The organism is Alkalihalobacterium sp. APHAB7 (assembly GCF_048323755.1).
In the GTDB taxonomy this organism is placed as follows: Bacteria; Bacillota; Bacilli; order Bacillales; family Bacillaceae_F; genus Alkalihalobacterium.
In genome coordinates this window covers 86,574-108,176 of the sequence record NZ_JBLWFS010000011.1, presented here as the reverse complement: position 1 = coordinate 108,176, position 21,603 = coordinate 86,574, and the positions used below count along the sequence as shown (strand labels likewise).

The window sequence follows — 21,603 nt, the reverse complement described above, 5'->3', positions numbered from 1 at the left end:
TTGTTGCAAAACAAATACTAAAGTAAAATAGATAGAATAAGAACATATGTTTGGTGGTGGGATTGTGCAAAGTAAGTTAATGGAAAAGATGTTAGCAGGATTAAACCCAGAGCAAAGGAAAGCTGTGCAGCATACAGATGGTCCCTTATTATTGATGGCTGGTGCTGGAAGTGGAAAAACGAGAGTATTAACTCATCGGATTGCTTATATTATTCGAGAAAAAGGAATAGCGCCCTATAATGTTCTAGCAATTACATTTACGAATAAAGCAGCCCGTGAAATGAAGGATCGTGTGGCTCAAATTGTAGGAGGAACAGCTGAGAATATTTGGATTTCGACCTTCCACTCGATGTGCGTACGGATTTTACGTAGAGATATTGATCGAATTGGATTTAGTAGAAACTTTACAATTTTAGATGGATCCGATCAATTGTCTGTTATAAAGCAAATCTTAAAAACGAAGAATATTGACCCGAAAAAATTCGAACCTAGAAGTATTCTTGGTACTATTAGTTCAGCCAAGAATGAATTAAAGCGTGCTGAAGAATTTTCAAAAACGGCAAGTGGGTTATATGATCAAACAGCAGCAGAAGTGTATGTAGAATATGAAAAACAATTAAAGAAAAATCAGTCCTTGGATTTTGATGACCTGATTATGACAACCATTCGATTATTTAAGCTAGTACCTGAAGTACTAGAGTATTATCAAAGAAAGTTCCAATATATTCACGTTGATGAGTATCAAGATACAAACAAAGCACAATATGTATTAGTGAATATGCTAGCTGAAAAATATAAAAACATTTGTGTTGTCGGGGACTCGGATCAGTCAATTTATCGCTGGCGTGGAGCAGACATTGCAAACATTCTTTCATTTGAACAAGATTATCCAACAGCAGCGGTTATACTATTAGAGCAAAATTACCGCTCAACCAAAACCATTTTAGAGGCAGCCAATAAAGTTATAGAAAATAACTTGAAAAGAAAGCCGAAAAAGCTTTGGACTGAAAATGACGAAGGATGTAAAATTGTCCGTTATGAAGCGGATACCGAGCAAGATGAAGCGTATTACGTCATCGGAAAAATTAGAGAAGTCACACGTAATGGCCATAGTAATTCTGATATAGCGATCCTTTACCGTACCAACGCACAATCGCGTGTCATGGAGGAATTGCTCGTTAAATCGAACATTGAATATAACATCGTCGGCGGAACGAAATTCTATGATCGTAAAGAAATTAAAGATGTATTAGCTTACTTACGTCTTATTGGGAACCCTGATGACGATATTAGCTTACAACGGATTATCAATGTTCCAAAACGAGGAATTGGGGCGGCCACGGTTGACCGTATTCTAGAATATGGAGCAGACCAAGGGATCTCAATGTTTAAAGTATTACAAGAAATTGAACAAGTTGGTTTAAGCGCACGAGTGGTCGGTAAGCTCGAAGATTTTTCAAAACAGATGAACAACTGGATCAATATGCAGGAGTACTTATCCGTTACTGAACTAGTAGAGGAAGTCCTTGAGAAATCAGGCTACCGAGACATGTTAAAAAATGAAAAAACATTAGAAGCGCAAAGTCGCTTAGAGAATATTGATGAGTTTTTATCGGTAACGGTCGATTTTGAAAAAAATAGTGAGGATAAATCGTTAATTGCCTTTTTAACTGACCTTGCTCTTGTGGCTGATATTGACAAACTTGATGAAGATAATGAAAAGCCAACAGAAGTGGTTACTTTGATGACGATGCACTCGGCAAAAGGATTAGAATTCCCCATTGTATTTATTATTGGAATGGAAGAAGGCGTCTTTCCTCACAGCCGATCTCTTTTCGAAGAAGAAGAAATGGAAGAAGAACGCCGCTTAGCTTATGTAGGAATCACTCGAGCTGAGCAGCAATTATTCTTAACGAATGCAAGAAGTCGTACGTTATTTGGACGTACGAGTACAAATGCTCCATCTCGTTTCTTAAAAGAGATCCCAGAGTCGTGTCTAGAAGAACCGGCAAAACCAGAGCCGGTCTGGGCAAAAACTTCACGACCAAGCTCATTTGGTGCGCCAAAACGAAATGTTGCTGCTAGTCGACCGGTCGCTTCCTCATCAGGTGGGGAAGGCTTCCAATGGTCAGTAGGAGATAAAGCAGAACATGGGAAGTGGGGAATTGGCACTGTAGTGAGCACAAAAGGCCAAGGAGAACATATCGAGCTTGATATTGCCTTTCCAAAGCCAGTAGGTGTCAAACGGTTAGTAGCCAAATTTGCTCCAATCAAAAAGGTGTAATGAAAGGACGATCACATGGAAAAGCATGAAGCGAAATCTCGGATTGATCAATTAAGAGAGCTTCTAAATGAATATGGTCATCATTACTATGTACTAGACAAGCCAATCGTTTCTGATGCAGAATATGACCAATTAATGCAAGAACTTGTCTCTCTAGAAGAAAAACATCCAGAGCTTATAACCGATGACTCTCCAACCGTCCGAGTTGGGGGAGAACCGTTACCATTTTTTAATAAGGTACAACATGATGTACCTATGTTAAGCTTAGGAAATGCGTTTAATGAAGAGGATTTACGCGATTTTGATCGTCGAGTTAAACAAGGTCTAAACGAGGCTGAACCAACATATAGCTGTGAATTAAAAATAGATGGACTAGCTGTTTCACTTAAATATGAACAAGGAAAATTCATTCGTGGAGCGACTCGTGGAGATGGTTCTGTCGGGGAAGACATTACACAAAACTTGAAAACGATCCGTTCGATACCATTGCGACTAAAGGAAGAAGTGACTTTAGAAGTTCGCGGCGAAGCCTTTATGCCGAAACGATCATTTGAAAAGTTGAACGAGGCAAAAGAGGCTGCTGGAGAAGAAAAGTTTGCCAACCCTAGAAATGCAGCAGCTGGTTCACTACGTCAACTAGACCCAAAAATAGCAGCAAAACGTAATCTTGATCTTTTTCTCTATTCACTCGGTCGCATCGAAAATGATCAGATTACTTCCCATCATCAAGCATTAAATTATATACAAGATTTAGGGTTAAAGATTAATCAGGAAAGCCGTCATTGTAGAAACATCGATGAAGTCATTGAATATGTTAAAAGCTGGGTAGAGAAAAGACCAGACTTACCATATGAAATTGACGGTATTGTAATTAAAGTTGATGAACTTGATCAACAGATAACGTTAGGATTTACTGCGAAAAGTCCCCGTTGGGCGATCGCTTATAAATTTCCAGCAGAAGAAGTGGTCACAAAGTTAATTGGGATTGATTTGAATGTTGGCCGGACGGGAGTAGTCACTCCGACAGCAATTTTAGAGCCGGTAACAGTTGCTGGTACTACTGTGAAGAGAGCTTCATTGCACAATGAAGACTTAATCCGGGAAAAAGATATTAAAATCGGTGACTCTGTTGTTGTGAAAAAAGCAGGGGACATCATCCCAGAGGTCGTTAACGTATTACTTGAATTACGAACAGGAGAAGAGCAAGACTTTCATATGCCGACACAGTGTCCTGAATGTGAAAGTGAACTTGTCCGACTCGAGGGTGAAGTAGCTTTACGCTGTATTAACCCGAAGTGTCCAGCGCAAATTCGCGAAGGGCTAACTCATTTTGTTTCTCGAAACGCTATGAATATTGATGGACTAGGAGAACGAGTGATTGCCCAACTTTTCGCTGAAGGGCTTGTTGAAGATGTTGCTGATTTATATAAGTTAAAGAGAGAGCAATTGTTGCAACTTGAAAGAATGGGCGAGAAATCGGTTGATAACTTACTCAGTGCTATCGAAGCGACAAAAGAAAACTCACTGGAAAAATTACTATTTGGTTTAGGAATCCGTTTTGTAGGTGCAAAAGCAGCGAAAACATTAGCAATGCACTTTGAAACGATCGAGGCACTTCAATTAGCTGATTACGAAACACTGAAAGCGGTTAATGAAATTGGTGAAAAAATGGCCAATTCAATCGTGAATTACTTTGAGCAGGAAGAAGTGATCGAATTAATTAACGAGCTAAATGAACTCGGTGTGAGTATGACATATAAAGGGCCAAAGCTACCGTCTGCTGAAGACGTTCAGGAAAGCCCGTTCTTAGGTAAAACAGTTGTACTTACGGGGAAACTAGCTCAGTTAACCAGAGATGAAGCAAAAGAAAAGATCGAAGCTCTAGGTGGAAAAATAACTGGAAGTGTCAGTAAAAAAACGGATTTAGTGATTGTTGGGGAAGATGCAGGCTCCAAATTAGCGAAAGCACAGGAATTAGGGATTACGGTTTGGAGTGAAGAACAATTCATTGAAGAAACGGCTAACTAGTAAGGTTAGATCAATAATCCTCCTCTTAAATAAACGTTTGTTTAAGAGGAGGTTTAATACGGAGTAGGAGTGATGAAGATGATAAAACGAGCGATACCGATTGCTCTTTGTAGCGTCATCTTTTTGTCAGGTTGTTTGCCTTTTTTACAGCCAGAGGAGCAGTTAATAGAAGAGGAAGAACATGGGGAAGACCAAATTGTTGAATTGAGCCCGGAAGTGTACACACCTGAAAACTACTATCGAAGTGTTCTGTATGATGGTTCCTATACTCATGGTGAAGGCAGAGGCTTTAGTAATGCCGTCGTATACAATCGTCTTGATATCGAACAACTTGAATTAGGTTTAATGGAGCTGGCTAACGAAAGATTCGATCCAGAAAAGTATTTCTTTAGGGAAGGCCAGTTTATTTCTCGTAATGAACTGAATAATTGGTTAATGCGAAATCACGAAGAGGATAATCCTCTAGGACTAAATCCACCTCTCGGATCAGGGGACACGTTAAGGGACCAAGAAGAGGACCAACCTCGTTATTTGTCTCATATACTAGAACATAATTATTTAGTAGAAAATGCAAACGGCCAGCTAGAATTAGGCGGAGTGGTCATTGGCCTTTCTATGAATAAGGTGTATAACTATCGTATTTATGATGATCAAGGAAGAATTTATCGATACGAAGTTGATATTAATGAGAAAAAAATGGAGGCTGAAGGAAAGCGAATGGCCGAAGAAATCGTTTCTCGTTTGCGTTTGCCTAATCGTGAAGAAGGAGCGTTAGAAAATGTTCCAATTATCATCGCACTATTTCAAGAAGAAAAACGAGAAGCCATTGTACCAGGTAGTTTCATCATGAAGGGAATTGCTGAACCACAACGCCAAGTGGATAAATGGCAACCGATTAATCAGAAGTACTATTTTTACCCTTCTACTCTTGCAAACAATGAACAGCGAAATGATGCGGAACGTTTCTTAAAGTTTAAAGAAGAAATTAATGATTTCTTTGATAACTATGTGGGGGTCGTAGGTAAAGGGTTTTATAAAGATGAGCAGCTTACAGAACTGACGATTGAAATCCCGATCCGTTTCCAAGGGAAGGCTGAAATCATTGCACTTACACAATTTTCGGCTGACCGAATTGCGCAACGTTTTCCAAGTAACTTAAAAATACAAGTGTATATCACATCTGTATCTGGACAAGAGGCCCTTATTGTTCGTAATCCGAATGAAGACCCGTTTATCCACATTTACAGATAAATCATTTCCAAAGGTAGTTGTGGACTAAGTAGTTCCATGTTGGTGGAGGATCATTCCAAATAGCTTATTAATTAGCAGACCAAATCGCATAATGATTTGGTCTCTTAATATCCATTTTTGTTTAGATGATGTAATAATCATTTAAATGTTCGTACATCTATAATGTGTTAACGTAAAAAGAGCGACTCAATTCAATTAGAATGGAGTTATTAAAAGAAAATTGAAGATATTTTGAACATTGTTAGGACGTTTGATGCATAGATTTTGCATAAAGGGAGGTGTAGGAATGGAACATCAATTAACGTTGGCTACATCTGTTTTACTTTGGGTTCCAATGCTTTTATTAATTGTTTTTTCATTGGTAAGTTTGATTAAAGAAAGGAGAGAATAACTTTGGAGGTTGCAACGTTATTTACGTTTATCATTTATCTTGTTGGAATGTTGGTCATTGGAATTATCGCTTATCGTTTAACTAACAATCTATCTGACTACGTGTTGGGTGGTCGCAGGCTTAGTGGAAGTGTTGCTGCATTAAGTGCGGGTGCTTCGGATATGAGTAGTTGGTTGCTTTTAGGTTTGCCAGGTGCCCTTTATATCGGTGGAATGGGTGAAATCTGGATAGCGGTAGGCCTTGCAATTGGTGCGTATCTAAACTGGCAGTATGTTGCTGCTCGCTTAAGAAAGTATACAGAAGTCGCTAATGATTCTATCACTCTACCAGACTTCTTTGAAAATCGATTTCATGACAAATCAAAGATCCTTCGAGTGGTGTCAGCCCTAGTTATCTTGCTGTTTTTTGCTTTTTATACATCAGCAGGACTTGTGGGGGGCGCGTTGTTGTTTGAAGCTTCTTTTGGAATGACTTACACACAAGCACTTTGGATTGGTGCAATTGTTATCATTTCTTACACCTTTTTAGGTGGTTTTTTAGCGGTTAGTTGGACAGATTTTTTTCAAGGGATATTAATGTTTCTTGCATTAATTATTGTTCCGGTTGTTGCTATATCTAAATTAGGTGGTTGGCAATCAACGCTAAATGCTGTCGGTGAAATTGATCCTGCCTATTTAGATGCGTTCCAAGGAGCTACGATACTGGGTGTCATTTCGTTGTTAGCTTGGGGATTAGGTTACTTTGGTCAACCTCATATCATAACGAGGTTCATGGCTGTAAAATCAGTAAAGGAAATTCCAAAAGCCCGCTTTATTGGAATGACGTGGATGGTTCTCGCTTTATTTGGAGCCATTTTCACAGGCTTTGTTGGAATCGCTTATTTTTCGATGAACGGGCCAGAAGCAGCCATTTCAGCAGGGGCTCATGAAACGGTATTTATCTTATTTACTCAAGTTTTATTTGATCCTTGGGTAGCTGGTTTCCTTCTTGCTGCTATACTAGCTGCGATTATGAGTACAATTGATTCGCAGTTACTTGTTTCATCAAGTGCTTTAGCTGAAGATTTTTATAAAGGCATGATCCGAAAGAGTGCTTCAGAAAAAGAGCTTGTTTGGGTTGGGAGATTAGGTGTTGTTGCTATTGCAGTGATCGCCATTATCCTCGCCTACAATCCGAATAATTCCGTATTAAATTTAGTTGGTTATGCTTGGGCAGGGTTTGGCGCAGCATTCGGACCACTGATCATTTTCTCTTTATTCTGGAAAAGGATGACACGCAATGGTGCTCTTGCTGGTATGCTTACGGGGGGAATTACGGTTGTAGTATGGGATCTCTTATCAACACCTCCAAATGGTCCGGATGGAACGCCACTGCCGCAATCAGAAGCGATTATTCCGTTTGGGCTCTATGAAATCGTTCCAGGGTTTATCTTTGCTGTCATTGCGATTGTAGTTGTTAGTTTACTAGGCAAGGTACCTAATCAAGAGATTCAAGAAGAGTTTGAGCGAGCTAGATTATAACAGAAGCTCTGGCATACTGACTCGTTTTAGAATTTTTTATGGGTTAATCAATCAAGCAAACCTTGAGGATAATTCTACTATCCTCAAGGTTTTTTATTTAATTGAAAGCAATTAAAGACTTGATCCAGTGGAAGATAGAAACCTTAATACTTTCCGTAATATTTCGATAATTTGTCAAGTCTTGTTATAATGGGGTTTATTGCCTATTACAGCGTAATTTGGTATGATCTATTTATTGTAAAAATGAACGATTTTGGAGGTGGAAGGATGGCACGTATCACAAAAGACGAGGTGAAACATGTCGCGAACTTAGCACGCTTATCAGTGACAGAGGAAGAAGCCGAGATGTTTACAAAACAACTTGATGCAATTATCTCATTTGCTGAGCAACTAAATGAGTTAGATACAGATGGTATTGAAGCGACAACACATGTATTAGATGTGAGAAATGTATTGCGTGAAGATGAGGTAAAACAATCGTTACCGAGGGAAGAAGTATTAAAGAACGCACCAGATGAGCAGGATGGACAAGTTAAAGTTCCGTCGATCCTTGAGTAGAGGAGGGGTATAAATGTCACCATTAGAAGGAAGTATTTCAGAAATACATAATCGTTTACGTAATAAAGAAGTATCAGTTTCAGAACTCGTTAATGCCTCTTACGACAGAATTCAAGCTGTTGATGAGAAAGTTAAGGCATTTATAACGTTAGACGAGGAAAAAGCAAGAAATCATGCAAAAACATTAGATGAGGCACTCAGTTCAAATGATAAAAGAGGCCTCCTTTTTGGAATTCCAGCAGGTATCAAAGATAATATCGTCACAAGAGGGTTAACGACTACATGTTCAAGTAAATTATTAGCTAATTTTGAACCGATGCATAATGCGACTGTCATTGAGCATTTACAAGGAGCTCAATCTGTAACAATCGGTAAGTTAAATATGGATGAATTTGCGATGGGGTCTTCTACGGAAAACTCAGGATTTTTTAATACAAGAAATCCATGGAACACCGATTACGTCCCTGGTGGTTCTAGTGGAGGTTCTGCCGCATCTGTAGCGGCTGGAGAAGTTGTCTTCTCATTAGGTTCGGATACTGGAGGATCGATCCGTCAACCTGCATCCTATTGTGGAGTAGTTGGACTCAAACCAACGTACGGACGTGTTTCTCGTTTTGGACTCGTTGCTTTTGCATCTTCTCTAGATCAAATCGGTCCGATTACGCGATCGGTTGAAGATAATGCATTAGTACTTCAAGTGTTAGCAGGCTATGACAAAATGGATTCTACTTCAGCGAATGTAGAAACATCCGATTACCTGTCAGCGCTGACAGGTGAAGTAAAAGGATTAAGAATTGCTGTGCCAAAAGAATATTTGGCTGAAGGTGTTAACGAAGATGTTAAAAACCGTATTCTAGAGTCACTAAAAGTCCTTGAAGGAATGGGCGCTACTTGGGAAGAGGTGTCTTTACCTCATTCTAAATATGCGGTTGCTACGTACTATTTACTTGCTTCTTCTGAGGCTTCTGCTAATTTAGCTCGTTTTGACGGTGTACGCTATGGTGTACGTTCAGATAATGCTGCAAACTTAATTGAAATGTATAAAGAAACACGAAGTAAAGGCTTTGGTGATGAAGTCAAACGCCGTATTATGCTTGGAACGTATGCACTAAGCTCAGGCTATTATGATGCTTACTATAAGAAAGCTCAAAAGGTTCGTACATTAATCAAAAAAGACTTTGAAGATGTGTTTGAGAACTATGATGTGATCATTGGACCAACAGCACCGACAACGGCATTTAAAATTGGTGAAAAAATCAATGATCCATTAACCATGTATGCAAACGATATTTTAACGATTCCAGTGAACTTAGCAGGTGTACCCGCTATATCGGTTCCATGTGGCTTAGGGGAAAATGGAATGCCAATCGGATTACAAATTATCGGAAAGCATTTTGATGAAGATACAGTCTACCGTGTAGCTCATGCCTATGAGCAAGCGACAGAACATCATAAAGCGAAACCGGAACTTTAAGGGGGGATAAACAAATGAAATTCGAAACGGTAATTGGATTAGAAGTCCACGTTGAGTTAAAGACAAAATCAAAAATCTTTTGTGGCTGTTCGACTGAGTTTGGTGCCCCGCCGAATACACACACATGTCCTATCTGTTTAGGACATCCAGGAGTACTGCCAGTATTAAATAAGCAAGCTGTTGAATATGCTATGCGAGCAGCGATAGCGTTAAATTGTGAAATCGCAGAAGAAACGAAGTTTGATCGGAAAAATTACTTCTACCCAGACAGTCCAAAAGCTTATCAAATTTCTCAGTTTGATAAACCGATTGGAGAACACGGATCTATCGAAATAGAAGTGAACGGAGAAAAGAAAACGATCGGGATCACACGGATTCACCTTGAAGAGGACGCAGGGAAACTCACACACTCAGAGTACGGGGACTATTCGTTAGTTGACTTTAACCGTGTGGGAACACCGTTAATTGAAATTGTATCGGAGCCTGATATCCGTACACCAGAAGAAGCTTATGCTTACCTAGAAAAATTGAAAGCGATCCTTGAATATACAGAAGTCTCCGACTGTAAAATGGAAGAAGGATCATTACGTTGTGATGCAAACATTTCCCTTCGCCCATTTGGACAAATAGAATTTGGTACAAAAACGGAGCTTAAAAATTTAAACTCATTTGCTAACGTTCAAAAAGGACTAGCGTATGAAGAAATTCGTCAAGAGAGAGAACTGTTGGAAGGGAATGTATTAAATCAGGAAACTCGCCGTTGGGATGATGGAAAGAAAGAAACGATCTTAATGCGTGTAAAGGAAGGATCGGACGACTACCGTTACTTCCCAGACCCAGACCTCGTATCTATTTTTATTGACGAGGAATGGAAAGAGCGTGTTCGCAACCAAATCCCAGAGCTTCCTCACGAGCGTCAAGTTCGTTATATAGCTGAGCTAAACCTTTCAGAGTACGACGCACAAGTATTAACGGCTTCAAAGGCGATGTCAGATTTCTTTGAACAAACATTGGCTCAAGGTGGCGATGCAAAACAAGTGGCCAATTGGTTGATGGGTGATGTATCAGCGTATCTAAATTCGAATAACAAAGAAATTACGGATGTACCATTAACGTCGGAAAACCTTACAAAAATGATTGCTTTGATTGAAAAAGGGACGATCTCATCGAAGATTGCTAAAACGGTCTTTAAAGAAATGATCGAAAATGGTGGCGATCCAGAAACCATCGTAAAAGAAAAAGGACTCGTACAAATTTCAGATGAAGGAGAATTGCGCAGCATCGTTGTCGCCATTCTTGATAGTAACCAACAATCTGTAGACGACTTTAAAGCAGGGAAACAAAAAGCGATTGGTTTCTTAGTCGGTCAAGTGATGAAAGAAACAAAAGGAAAAGCCAACCCGCCAATGGTTAACAAGCTAATCGCTGAAGAGATTGGCAAACGTTAGGCTTGGTATGATGTAATATGTAAATAGGGAACACACAGGCCCCTATTTTGCCAAAAACAATGATTTTTTTAATGATAGGGCACTGAGAGGACGTTATTAATTACTATTCGTTATGTTTTTTAACGATTTTAAGCAAATAAGGTCCCCTCGAGTCCGCAAGTGACCTAAAAATGTGATTTCCATTAATATAAGGGCTGCTGCTGAGTCTGTTAAAAAAGCAACAAACAAAAATAGACAGAGTAGTTTACAAAATTGCAGTTTTCTTTCATACAAAGACGGTCTCAATAGTGTTTGGAAGCAATGCTTCTAACACTGTCAGAGACCGTTTTTTATATACGTTTAAAATTCGAAGATGTCTAGCTCCAGTGGCCCAGCGACCAGCGAGACTTTGCTCACCTCCTTACGATAAGTCAACATCGGCTCACTAGCGATCACCTTGTTTCCTTTATCTCATACGATGCACTTCAGTCCGTACGTTGCTCAACGGGCGCTTGCGCTTTTAAGTTGGATTTGGTCGTTCTTTTATTACAGTTTCTGTCTTCCGTTCTTTTTGTTTTTTAGGGCCAACTTCGGCATTTAAAGATTTAACCATGGAGAAGGACATCGCAATCAGAACAAAGGTTAACGGAAAGGCGCTAACGATAATCGCTGTTTGCAAACCAGCTAATCCCCCCGTGTACATTAGAATTGCAGCGGAAGCAGCTAATAATATCCCCCACGCATACTTGATGATATTAGGTGGCTCTAAACTTCCGTTCGTTGTCTGCATCCCAAGGACAAATGTAGCAGAATCGGCTGATGTTATAAAGAAGACCGTAATTAAAAACAAGGTAACGATAATCAATAGAGCGCTTAACGGTAGCTGTTGAAAAACTAGAAATAAAGCCGTTTCAAGGGTTTGTTCCGATATTGGAATGCCCAAATTGTATTCGAGGTAAATACCCGTTCCACCGAAAACAGCAAACCATAAAGCACATACAATTGTTGGAATGAATAAAACAGCAACTACGAATTCTCTAACAGTACGCCCTCTCGAAACACGTGCAATAAAAGTTCCGACAAATGGTGCCCACGCAATCCACCATGCCCAATAAAAAATAGTCCAGCCTTGTATCCAAGCTGCATTGTCCGCATTAAAAGGTGCCAATCGTAAGCCCATTGCAGGTAAATTTTGAATATAAGAACCTAAAGTGGTAGTAAAGAGCTCTAATAAGAACACAGTAGGTCCAAGGAAAAGTACACTGAAAAATAGAAGCACAGCTAATATCATATTCGTATTGCTTAAATATTTAATTCCTCTTTTAATTCCAGTCCCAGCTGAAATGAGGAACAGAACTGTGATGATCGTAATAATTAACAGTTGAATACCAAATGTGTTTGGAATACCAGTAACGTAGCTTAATCCTCCGTTAATTTGGGCTGCACCTAAACCGAGTGAAGCAGCAACACCAAAGATGGTGGCAAAGACCGCAACAACATCAATAATTCCACCAATCGGTCCCTTTGTTTTCTCCCCTAGTATCGGATATAACGTAGCACTAATTAATCCTGGATATCCTTTTCTGAATTTAAAATAAGCCAATCCTAACGCAATCGTTGCGTAAATCGCCCACGCATGAAATCCCCAATGAAGATACGTATACCTTAAAGCTTGCGTAGCTGCTGCACTCGTCCCGGCTTCTCCTAAAGGCGGATTCGCAAAGTGTGAGATTGGTTCGGAAACACCGAAAAAAAGAAGTCCGATTCCCATCCCGGCACTAAACAACATCGCAAACCAAGTCGGTCTGCTGAACTCTGGTTTATCCTCATCTTTCCCGAGCTTTACTTTGCCGTAACGACTGAAAATGAGAAATAAAGCAAAGATGAGAAAGAATGTAGCCGACAGTTGGTAGAACCAGCCGAAATTTTGTAAAAAGAAGCCTAACGTAACATCCATAACACTAGTTAACTGATTTGGTAATAGGACACCCCAAAGCACGAATACAATGGCAATTACAATAGATATCCAAAATACCTTAGTTGCTTTCTCCATATGTACACGCTCCTCCTTTTTACCATAGCTTTTCATGAATATGATTTCTTTATGTGTTTCCAAAGTGTTTGGTAATATGTAGTAAGCTGCATAGATATAGTAAAGCGATGATTTAATAAAGGGTCAAAGCTTCTTTAGGTTAGACTAAATAATGCACATTAATTGGTTTATTTTCAATAATGGTGTAAATTGGTACTAACGTGAAAGAAATTCAGCATGTCTTTTTCCGAACAAATAGGGAGAGGGTGCAGTAATGGAATGGGAAATGGTTATTTCAGTTTTATATGATTTCGGTTACGGCGGCTTATTTCTGTGGCTTTGGCTAGGAATGTTTATTTTTCCTGTTCCTAATGAAGTCATTGTAATAAGTATCGGCTGGTTGTCAGGTGGGTATCTAGAAGCAATTCCAGCATTTGCAGCAGCTTACTTTGGAATAATTGCAGCGACAACAACGACTTTTTTATTGGGACGATTTGCAGGAGCGCCTCTTCTAGGTAAATTAAAAAGCAGAAGTGTCATAAAAAAGGGTAAGAAAATGATTGATGATCACGGCACATACGCACTTGTTTTTTGTAGCTTTTTTGCTGGGTTACGACATGCAATACCATTCTTGTGTGGGACTCGGAAACTATCGTACGTAACATTTGCTATAGTTTCATATACTAGTAGTCTCATATGGTGTGCTCTTTACTTTGCGTTTGGACGATTTATTCTTGTAACTGGAATTGAAAACTTACAACAGCACAACATATATATCGTTTCAATCGTTGTTTTTGCAATAGCTGTCGTCGGCTTTTTTGTAAAAAATCTTCTTCGGAATAAGAGAGACGATGAAGCAACGACGTATACAAGTTAATATATTTTTTTTAAAAATAATTCTAAAAATAAATAGTTTGTCTTTGAAATATTTCGATACCCGTAATAAGATAGAGGTATCGAATTTTTTTATTCACTTCACATAAGTAATTGAGAGCATGCTATTAGAGAACTGCAACATAGTCATGAACAATATGCGTAAAAAAAGGATCGATATTATTAAAGGAGTTGTTCACATGAAGGCAATTATTAATGCACATATTTTAGGTGAAAATGAAATCGCAAAAGGGACACTTTTATTTGAAGGTGGAAAGTTAATCAGTGTGGGGAAAGATGAAGATGTAAAAGTTCCAGCAGAAGCAGAAGTTGTTGATGCCAATGGAAGATACGTGACGCCTGGATTTATTGACGCGCATACTCACTTAGGAATTGACGAAGAAGGGGTACGTTGGGAAGGGCAAGATTATAACGAAACCACTTCGGCTATTACACCGCATTTGCGTGCGATGGACGGAATTTATCCGTATGACCAAGGGTTTCACGATGCGGTTGCTTCAGGTGTGACAACGGCCCAAGTGTTACCAGGAAGTGCCAATGTCATTGGCGGTTTAACGGTCTGTATTAAGATTAGACTTGGAAAATCAGTAGATGAGATGGTTGTCCGTCAGCCATCAGGGTTAAAAATTGCCCTTGGTGAAAACCCTAAAGGAGCTCATGGTAATCATGGACGAGCACCTAAGACAAGAATGGCTGTTGCCGCTATCCTTCGTGAACAATTTTCTAAAGCGAAGCACTACATGGAAAAGAAGAAAAACGGAGAGAATGTGTTTGATTTTGAATTAGAGGCTTTACAACTAGCTCTTGAAAAGAAAATTCCTGTTCGTGCTCATGCGCACCGTGCTGATGATATTATGACGGTAATTCGAATTGCAAAAGAGTTTGATTTAGATTTAAGTGTTGAACATACAACAGAAGGACATCAAATTACCCACTTGTTGGCGGAAAGCGGTGCGAAGTTTACAGTCGGCCCTACGATTTCAAGCCGTAGTAAAGTAGAGTTAAGAGATAAAGGCTGGCAGACATATAAAGCTCTAGAAGAGGCGAATATTCCATTTGCTATGACGACAGATCACCCTGTTATTCCGATTCAGTACCTTCAAACCTCTGTAAGCATTGCTGTAAAAGAAGGATTGTCAGAACTCACTGCATTAAAATCAGTAACAGAACACGCAGCGGCCGTATTAGGTATCGAAGACCTTACAGGAACACTCGAAGTGGGGAAAGATGCGGACATCGTTATTTGGGATGCGCATCCATTAAGAGAAAACAGCTATGCATGGAAGACGTTTGTAGATGGGGACCTTGTGTACGAGCAAGACGAAGAGTAAAAAGTGATATGTTAAAAGGGTTGTCAGAAATAGTTATGAGATATCACTTGTATAAGAAGCATGTATCCCTTATCATACAAGTTAATAGATTGTAATAAGATGGATATTACTTCATAAAAGTGGGAGATAGTATGAAACGAGCCCGAATTATATATAATCCAACGTCCGGAAGAGAGCAAATGCGTAAAAGTTTACCTTACGTATTGGAGCGACTTGAAAAAGTAGGTTACGAAGCTTCTGCACATGCAACGACAGGGGAAGGTTGTGCGATTAAGGCGGCTAGGTCAGCTGGTGAGAGAGGCTTTGATTTAGTTATTGCTGCTGGAGGAGACGGAACAATTTTTGAAGTTGTCAATGGGTTAGCAGAATTAGAACAACGTCCATTGCTTGGATTAATACCAGGTGGAACGACGAATGATTTTGCTAGAGCGCTGCATATTCCAAGAGATATCGTAGAAGCTTGCGATGTGTTGTGCGGGGAACATCAGCAACCCATCGATATTGGAAAAGTTGGCAGTCAATACTTTATCAACATAGCGGCAGGGGGAACCCTAACCGAGTTAACATATGAAGTACCTAGTAAGTTAAAAACATTAATGGGGCAACTTGCCTATTATATAAAAGGCTTAGAAAAGTTACCGTCCATTTCGCCGACTTCTGTAAGAATTGAATATGATGGAAAGCTTTTTGAAGGCGAAATCATGATGTTTTTAGTTTCGAATACGAATTCAGTTGGCGGGTTTGAAAAACTAGCGCCTGATGCTTCAATTCAAGACGGGTTGTTTGATTTAATCATTGTGAAAAAGACATCCTTCCCCGAATTTATTCGTATTGGTGGTCTGGCGATGCGCGGTGAACATATGAACCATCCGAAAGTTATCTATACACAAGCGAACCGGATTAAAGTCTATGTTGAAGGTGATATGCAGTTAAACCTAGACGGGGAATATGGCGGGATGTTACCAAGCGAATTTGTTAATTTGTATCAACATTTTCAAATCTTATGTCCTCCAAAAAAGTAGAGAAAAAAATGGGATTAACAGGTTTACTTCAGCTTCAGAGAATGTAAACAACCCAATCACATGCTAAAAAACATGCATTTCCCACAAGGAATGCATGTTTTTTTATTGAATTGTACTGATAGAAACAGAGGATTACTTTTTGCAAAATATCTATCTAACAGGGGGAAGGCGATATTTTTTGCAATTATAACTGGCGCTCATTTTTATCCATATGGGTGGTTTTATAATGCTGAGCCCTTCTATATCATGGCACCAATCGTTTCAGTTGTAATTATGTTGCTTGGGTTTTATTTAAACGGAAACGATTTATGGCTGATTACATTGTCTATGACTGTACTTCTTCTATTTTTGGTTTTTTGGCTTGTTTTAGACTATAAGAGAAAATCTAAGATAAAATAATATTTTACATACGGTGTGTACTAGTTTAGTCAAAGTTTTTTATATACAGTCAGTTATGCTACAATCAGGGGAGCATATTTCGGACGTAAAGGAAGAGAGATAATGAGTAAACATAATATACCAGTTCAAAAAAACCAACAATATGAAGTAGTATTTGAAGATTTAACCCATGAAGGAGCAGCCGTTGCCAAAATTGATGGCTATACCCTTTTTGTACCTAAAGCTCTTCCCGGTGAACGTGGAGTAGTAAAAGTAACAAAAGTCAACAAAGGATACGGATTCGGCCGATTAATGGAACGACTAGAGACGAGTGAGCACCGAGCGGAACCGCCTTGTCCTGTCTATCATCAGTGTGGTGGCTGTCAATTGCAGCATTTAAGCTATGACGCCCAACTTAAACAAAAGCAGAAAATGGTCCAAAATGTACTGGAGAGAATTGGTAAGATTTCAGATATTCCGGTGCATCCTACATTAGGTATGGATGACCCGTGGAGGTATCGAAACAAGGCTCAAGTTCCTGTCGCGACAAGAGAGGGTGGGCTAGTTGCTGGATTTTATCAAGAAAGAACCCACCATATTATTGATATGGACGAGTGTTTGATTCAACAAGAAGCCAATGATAAAGTCGTTCAAACCGTGAAAGACATTGCAAATAAGCTTCATATTAAAGGATATGATGAAGAAAAGCATAGAGGTGTATTGCGTCATGTAGTAGCTAGATACGGACTAGTCACGAAAGAAGTCATGGTTGTCCTGGTTACACGAACCAATGATTTACCTCAGAAAGAGCAGCTCATTTCACAAATAAGAGATCGACTTCCAGAAGTGAAATCGATCGTACATAACATAAATACTAAGAGAACGAATGTTATTTTTGGTGATCAAACCGATGTTCTTTGGGGTGAAGAGTATATTTATGATTATATTGGTGAAGTGAAGTTTGCGATTTCTGCCAGATCGTTTTATCAAGTCAATCCTGAGCAAACAAAAGTGTTATATGATAAAGCGCTAGAATATGCACAGTTGTCAAATGAGGATACGGTGATTGATGCGTATTGTGGCATTGGGACGATTTCGTTATTCTTAGCACAAAAAGCAAAGCACGTCTATGGTGTAGAGATTGTGCCACAAGCCATTGATGATGCGAAGCGAAACGCAAAATTAAACAACATAGGAAATGTAGATTTTGCCGTTGGTGAAGCTGAAAAAGTGATCCCGTGGTGGTACGCTCAAGGTATTCGTGCCGATGTCATCGTCGTAGATCCACCGCGAAAAGGCTGTGACGAAGCGTTACTGAATACCATTATTCAGATGAAACCGAAGCGGGTAGTGTATGTTAGCTGTAATCCAGCAACATTAGCTCGCGATTTACGAGTACTTGAAGACGGCGGTTATAAAACGAAAGAAGTTCAACCGGTCGACATGTTCCCTCATACGATGCATGTTGAGTGCGTGTCGCAGTTAGAATTTGTAGGAAAGTAATTAGTCTCTATAGGTATTGAAAACTTATACTTTATGATTGGAGTTCCATGCTTTTGAACATCAATTCGTTCAACAAGGTAATGTAACAACTCATTTGATACACTATTTATCGTTGTAAGATGGTACCCCCTGCGATTAAGCAGGGGGTACCACTTTTATTTATGAATATGCTAAATTACCATCGAAAGCTTTGCTGGTTTTGTTATTTATATTAAGTTTACTAAATGCAAAAAAATATAGTAAACGAAAGTTATTTTACTAGTGTTACATTACTTGTCACCTCACAAAAACGTTGCTGTAGACCCACATGATATTCATCTGATAGGATAAAAAAGCATTAAAAAGTGATCTAGGATATGGAATATTTGGGTGGTGTTTGATAAATGGAAAATCGTTTTAAACAAGCAGAGGTGGCAACGTGGATAGGAATAGTTGCCAATGGGTTATTAGCAATTATGAAAGGGTTTATCGGTTGGGTGTCTGGTAGTCGAGCTCTAATAGCTGATGCCGCTCATTCGGCTTCTGATGTGGCGGGTTCAATTGCCGTTCTTGCAGGGTTACGTACCGCCAAAAAGCCTCCAGATAAAGATCATCCGTATGGGCATGGTAAAGCTGAAAATATTGCGACGATTATAGTTGCCATTCTATTAATTGTTGTAGGGATCGAAATAGCCATTTCATCTTTAAAAGTATTTTTTGGTGAAATGCCTACTGCTCCAAAAGGGATCGCATTAGGTGCTATCATTATTTCCATCATTGTAAAGGAATTGCTGTTTCAATATAAGTATCGTTTAGCTAAAAAAATCAACAGTTCAGCATTATTAGCTGAGGCCTGGCATCATCGTTCTGATTCATTATCATCAATCGCAGCTTTTGTAGGTGTCCTTGGAGCCATTTTAGGTCAACATTATAACTATCCGATATTGATTTATTTTGACCCATTAGCTGGGTTAATCGTATCCATAATTGTTATAAAAATAGGATTTTCATTGGCAAAGGAATCGAGTCTGATTATGATGGAACAAGTTCTTGATGCTGATAAAATAATGCCTTTTTTTAAAACAGTAACCAATATCCAGGGTGTTAAAAGAGTTGACGAATTGTTGGCTAGGACACATGGACACTATATCGTTATAGATATCAAAGTAAGTGTTGACCCTCATATTAGTGTGGAAGAGGGGCATCTCATTTCAAAAGAAGTCAAAAAGGGACTAATAGATAACCATAGTAATATAAAAAAAGTGTTTGTTCATATTAATCCGTATCGGTTAGAAAGTGGTTAAAATGAATAAAAATAATAGCCTGTATCATTGATCGTTTGTATTCAAAGATACAGGCTATATTATATAGTAATATATAAATATTTTCAGCAAAACATAGTTCTTATTGCCTCTTGTGCAGATATTATAAGCTACTGGATTTCTCTTTTATTTACCAGTCGTTATAAAATACGACTCTCCAAGAAAATTCTTTGCTTGATAACTACTTGGTGAAAGTTCTTTTTCAATAAAATTGTTAATATCCGATTTCTCAACTCCATACATTACTTCGATTTCTTTTGAGAAAAGGAGTTTTTCGTCTTGAAGTAAAGTTGATAATGCTGGCTGTTGTTCGGGGGTAGGCTTTTCATCTAAAACTTGCGCTAATCCATCTACATAATATTCGAAAGGACGACCACCAACGATTTTAACTGCCACCCATTACTGTTTTGAAGTTGAAATATTGACCATATTGCTTCATAAAACGACGAAGTACTGGTTCTAATGCCCAGCAATGTGAGCAGATTGGATCGGTTACATAATATAAATCTATTTTTTTGCTTGGTTGGTTGAATTCAATTACCTCTATATCATCTTCACCTGTCACACCACATACACCTGTTTCTAGATCACAAGTCATATTATTATTGTTTTTCAATTCATGTTCCTCCATTTCTATTTAATAGCAACTACCCTCGAGTTTTGCGTACGCGGAAATTAATTATGGATTCTTTCATTGAACTTTCAGTAAAAAAAGAATTTAAGGATATTACGATAAAAGATATTACAACTGAAGCTATGATTAACAGGGCAACTTTTTATTATCATTTTAAAGATATTTACGACTTACTAGAAAAGGTCTTATCAGATGTATTGTTAGTAAATTTGAATTATGATACTTACGAGATTAATGAACTAAATGAAGAAGCTTTCGTTTGTATTTTTACAGCGATAACGAATTTTCAAAAGTCATTATCGAATCGGTGCCATAGGGGATACGAAGATACTATTTCTCGAATTATTAGGGATCAGCTCGAAGTCATTTTTTATAATATGTTATTAAAACAACATAATATGAAAGAGGATGAAGCGCTAAGAATTACTACAGTTATATTAAGTTGGGGGATCTACGGAGCTTCTGTAGAATGGAAAAGGGTTGGTATGAAGGTAAGTCCAGAAGATTTTATTAAACCCGCAATTCCTTTTCTATTGTCTAAGACGGAGTTTCGTTCAGAAATATAACTGTGAGATTTTGTACTTAAACAAAGGATTTAGTTCAATAATATCCGTATTCCTTATAAATATACTCAAAATTAGATCCACAACCCCGTAAATCAAGAAGTTTCCAACTAAAACTATCTTCCTAGAACTACAAAACCACAACAAGTCCATACCAAAAATAAAAGATATAAGTCTGAAAATGCTAAGCAACGCCACAATGTCAATGGACAGCTACTTTCCTTAAAATAACTTTAACAACAAGTCTCTCCCTCTCGTACAAAAGAGATTCGAGGCCATTCGAATTAATTCATCAATCGTAAACCCATCATTTTTACTAGATACATAGCGTCGATTAGTCCCTATTATAATAGTGGGGTCTATTTGACTCTGTATAATCGAGAGACATTTTTCATATCTTTTTTAGGTGAAAAGCAATGTTTAATGATGGTAAATCGCAGAAAACTTTAAATGCGGTTCTAAATATTCATTTTTAGGAAAATATTTCAACTTAATTGACTCTATATATTGTTAGTAATACCATATTATAGGATAACAGAGGGAAATTCATTATATTATCCTATGTAATTTCCTAATTTTGAAAAAGGAGATGAGTATTCATGGCAGGCCAAATTCGTATGACCCCTGATCAGCTGCAAGCAAAGGCTAAGCGTTACGGTCAGAGCTCACAGCAAATCGATCAAATTTTAAGAGATTTAACTAATTTGCAGGAAGAGTTAAGAGGCGAGTGGGAAGGGCGTGCATTTGAACGCTTCGATGACCAATTTAGAGAATTAAGTCCTCGTGTGCAAGACTTCTCTCGTTTAATGCAAGACATTGAAACACAATTGACTAAAACGGCTGAAGCTGTTGCACAGCAGGATCAAGCTCTTTCTCAAAATTTTGGTCTTAGATAAGAGATAAGTAGTTTTTGAGATTGTACGTGCCCTTTATGAGCTACATAACTAATGTTGTGTAGCTCATCATCTTTAAGTGGTGGAAAATAAATTCATCTTCATATTGTTTTGAGAAT

16 protein-coding genes and 1 pseudogene are annotated in these 21,603 nt (G+C 38.5%); 15 read left to right on the top strand and 2 right to left on the bottom strand.

Annotated elements, in window-relative coordinates:
* Positions 1-46: 46 nt before the first annotated feature.
* The 7 genes from pcrA to gatB all read left to right on the top strand — a co-directional run bounded on the left by pcrA (position 47) and on the right by gatB (position 10,954).
* On the top strand, positions 47-2,284 hold the full coding sequence (gene pcrA, locus ACNSTQ_RS12845) for a DNA helicase PcrA (protein ID WP_418200220.1): 2,238 nt from the start codon (positions 47-49) through the stop codon (positions 2,282-2,284).
* 15 nt (positions 2,285-2,299) lie between these two features.
* Entirely contained in the window at positions 2,300-4,312 is a 2,013-nt protein-coding gene (gene ligA, locus ACNSTQ_RS12840) for an NAD-dependent DNA ligase LigA (RefSeq protein WP_418200219.1), read from the top strand.
* Between the two features lie 78 nt (positions 4,313-4,390).
* Positions 4,391-5,563: a CamS family sex pheromone protein gene (locus ACNSTQ_RS12835; RefSeq protein ID WP_418200218.1), complete on the top strand. Its 1,173-nt coding sequence runs from the start codon at positions 4,391-4,393 to the stop codon at positions 5,561-5,563.
* A gap of 393 nt (positions 5,564-5,956) precedes the next feature.
* Positions 5,957-7,474, top strand: coding sequence for a sodium/proline symporter PutP (gene putP, locus ACNSTQ_RS12830; RefSeq protein ID WP_418200217.1), 1,518 nt, complete (start codon positions 5,957-5,959; stop codon positions 7,472-7,474).
* Between the two features lie 267 nt (positions 7,475-7,741).
* Positions 7,742-8,032 carry an Asp-tRNA(Asn)/Glu-tRNA(Gln) amidotransferase subunit GatC gene (gene gatC / locus ACNSTQ_RS12825; protein WP_418200216.1) on the top strand — a complete coding sequence of 97 codons (291 nt, stop codon included), beginning with the start codon at positions 7,742-7,744 and terminating at the stop codon, positions 8,030-8,032.
* A gap of 13 nt (positions 8,033-8,045) precedes the next feature.
* Positions 8,046-9,506, top strand: a complete 1,461-nt coding sequence (gene gatA, locus ACNSTQ_RS12820) for an Asp-tRNA(Asn)/Glu-tRNA(Gln) amidotransferase subunit GatA (RefSeq protein WP_418200215.1) — start codon at positions 8,046-8,048, stop codon at positions 9,504-9,506.
* Positions 9,507-9,520: 14 nt separating this feature from the next.
* Entirely contained in the window at positions 9,521-10,954 is a 1,434-nt protein-coding gene (gene gatB, locus ACNSTQ_RS12815) for an Asp-tRNA(Asn)/Glu-tRNA(Gln) amidotransferase subunit GatB (RefSeq protein ID WP_418200214.1), read from the top strand.
* Between the two features lie 499 nt (positions 10,955-11,453).
* On the opposite strand, the gene ACNSTQ_RS12810 is transcribed toward gatB, so the two are convergent.
* The gene (locus tag ACNSTQ_RS12810) at positions 11,454-12,986 is read right to left on the bottom strand and encodes a glycine betaine uptake BCCT transporter (RefSeq protein ID WP_418200213.1); all 1,533 of its coding nucleotides are present in this window, start codon (positions 12,984-12,986) and stop codon (positions 11,454-11,456) included.
* 253 nt (positions 12,987-13,239) lie between these two features.
* On the opposite strand from ACNSTQ_RS12810, the gene ACNSTQ_RS12805 reads away from it, so the two are divergent.
* The 6 genes from ACNSTQ_RS12805 to ACNSTQ_RS12780 all read left to right on the top strand — a co-directional run bounded on the left by ACNSTQ_RS12805 (position 13,240) and on the right by ACNSTQ_RS12780 (position 19,376).
* Positions 13,240-13,842 (top strand): DedA family protein, encoded by a 603-nt coding sequence (locus ACNSTQ_RS12805; RefSeq protein ID WP_418200212.1) that lies wholly within the window; start codon positions 13,240-13,242, stop codon positions 13,840-13,842.
* A gap of 196 nt (positions 13,843-14,038) precedes the next feature.
* Positions 14,039-15,190, top strand: coding sequence for an amidohydrolase (locus ACNSTQ_RS12800; protein ID WP_418200211.1), 1,152 nt, complete (start codon positions 14,039-14,041; stop codon positions 15,188-15,190).
* A 131-nt stretch (positions 15,191-15,321) separates the two neighbouring features.
* A complete protein-coding gene (locus ACNSTQ_RS12795) occupies positions 15,322-16,212 on the top strand; it encodes a diacylglycerol kinase (protein ID WP_418200210.1) in 891 nt (296 codons plus the stop codon).
* Positions 16,213-16,272: 60 nt separating this feature from the next.
* Positions 16,273-16,611 carry a DUF7010 family protein gene (locus ACNSTQ_RS12790; protein WP_418200209.1) on the top strand — a complete coding sequence of 113 codons (339 nt, stop codon included), beginning with the start codon at positions 16,273-16,275 and terminating at the stop codon, positions 16,609-16,611.
* Between the two features lie 102 nt (positions 16,612-16,713).
* Positions 16,714-18,093 (top strand): 23S rRNA (uracil(1939)-C(5))-methyltransferase RlmD, encoded by a 1,380-nt coding sequence (gene rlmD / locus ACNSTQ_RS12785; RefSeq protein ID WP_418200208.1) that lies wholly within the window; start codon positions 16,714-16,716, stop codon positions 18,091-18,093.
* 383 nt (positions 18,094-18,476) lie between these two features.
* Complete coding sequence (locus ACNSTQ_RS12780) at positions 18,477-19,376, top strand: cation diffusion facilitator family transporter (RefSeq protein WP_418200207.1); 900 nt, start codon at positions 18,477-18,479, stop codon at positions 19,374-19,376.
* Between the two features lie 144 nt (positions 19,377-19,520).
* On the opposite strand, the pseudogene ACNSTQ_RS12775 reads toward ACNSTQ_RS12780, so the two are convergent.
* A pseudogene (locus ACNSTQ_RS12775) lies at positions 19,521-20,025 on the bottom strand (DsbA family protein).
* A 50-nt stretch (positions 20,026-20,075) separates the two neighbouring features.
* Between ACNSTQ_RS12775 and ACNSTQ_RS12770 the strand changes: the two are divergent.
* Together ACNSTQ_RS12770 and ACNSTQ_RS12765 are read left to right on the top strand one after the other, a co-directional pair.
* Entirely contained in the window at positions 20,076-20,594 is a 519-nt protein-coding gene (locus ACNSTQ_RS12770) for a TetR/AcrR family transcriptional regulator (RefSeq protein ID WP_418200206.1), read from the top strand.
* Between the two features lie 596 nt (positions 20,595-21,190).
* Positions 21,191-21,487, top strand: coding sequence for a WXG100 family type VII secretion target (locus ACNSTQ_RS12765; protein WP_418200205.1), 297 nt, complete (start codon positions 21,191-21,193; stop codon positions 21,485-21,487).
* Positions 21,488-21,603: the final 116 nt, after the last annotated feature.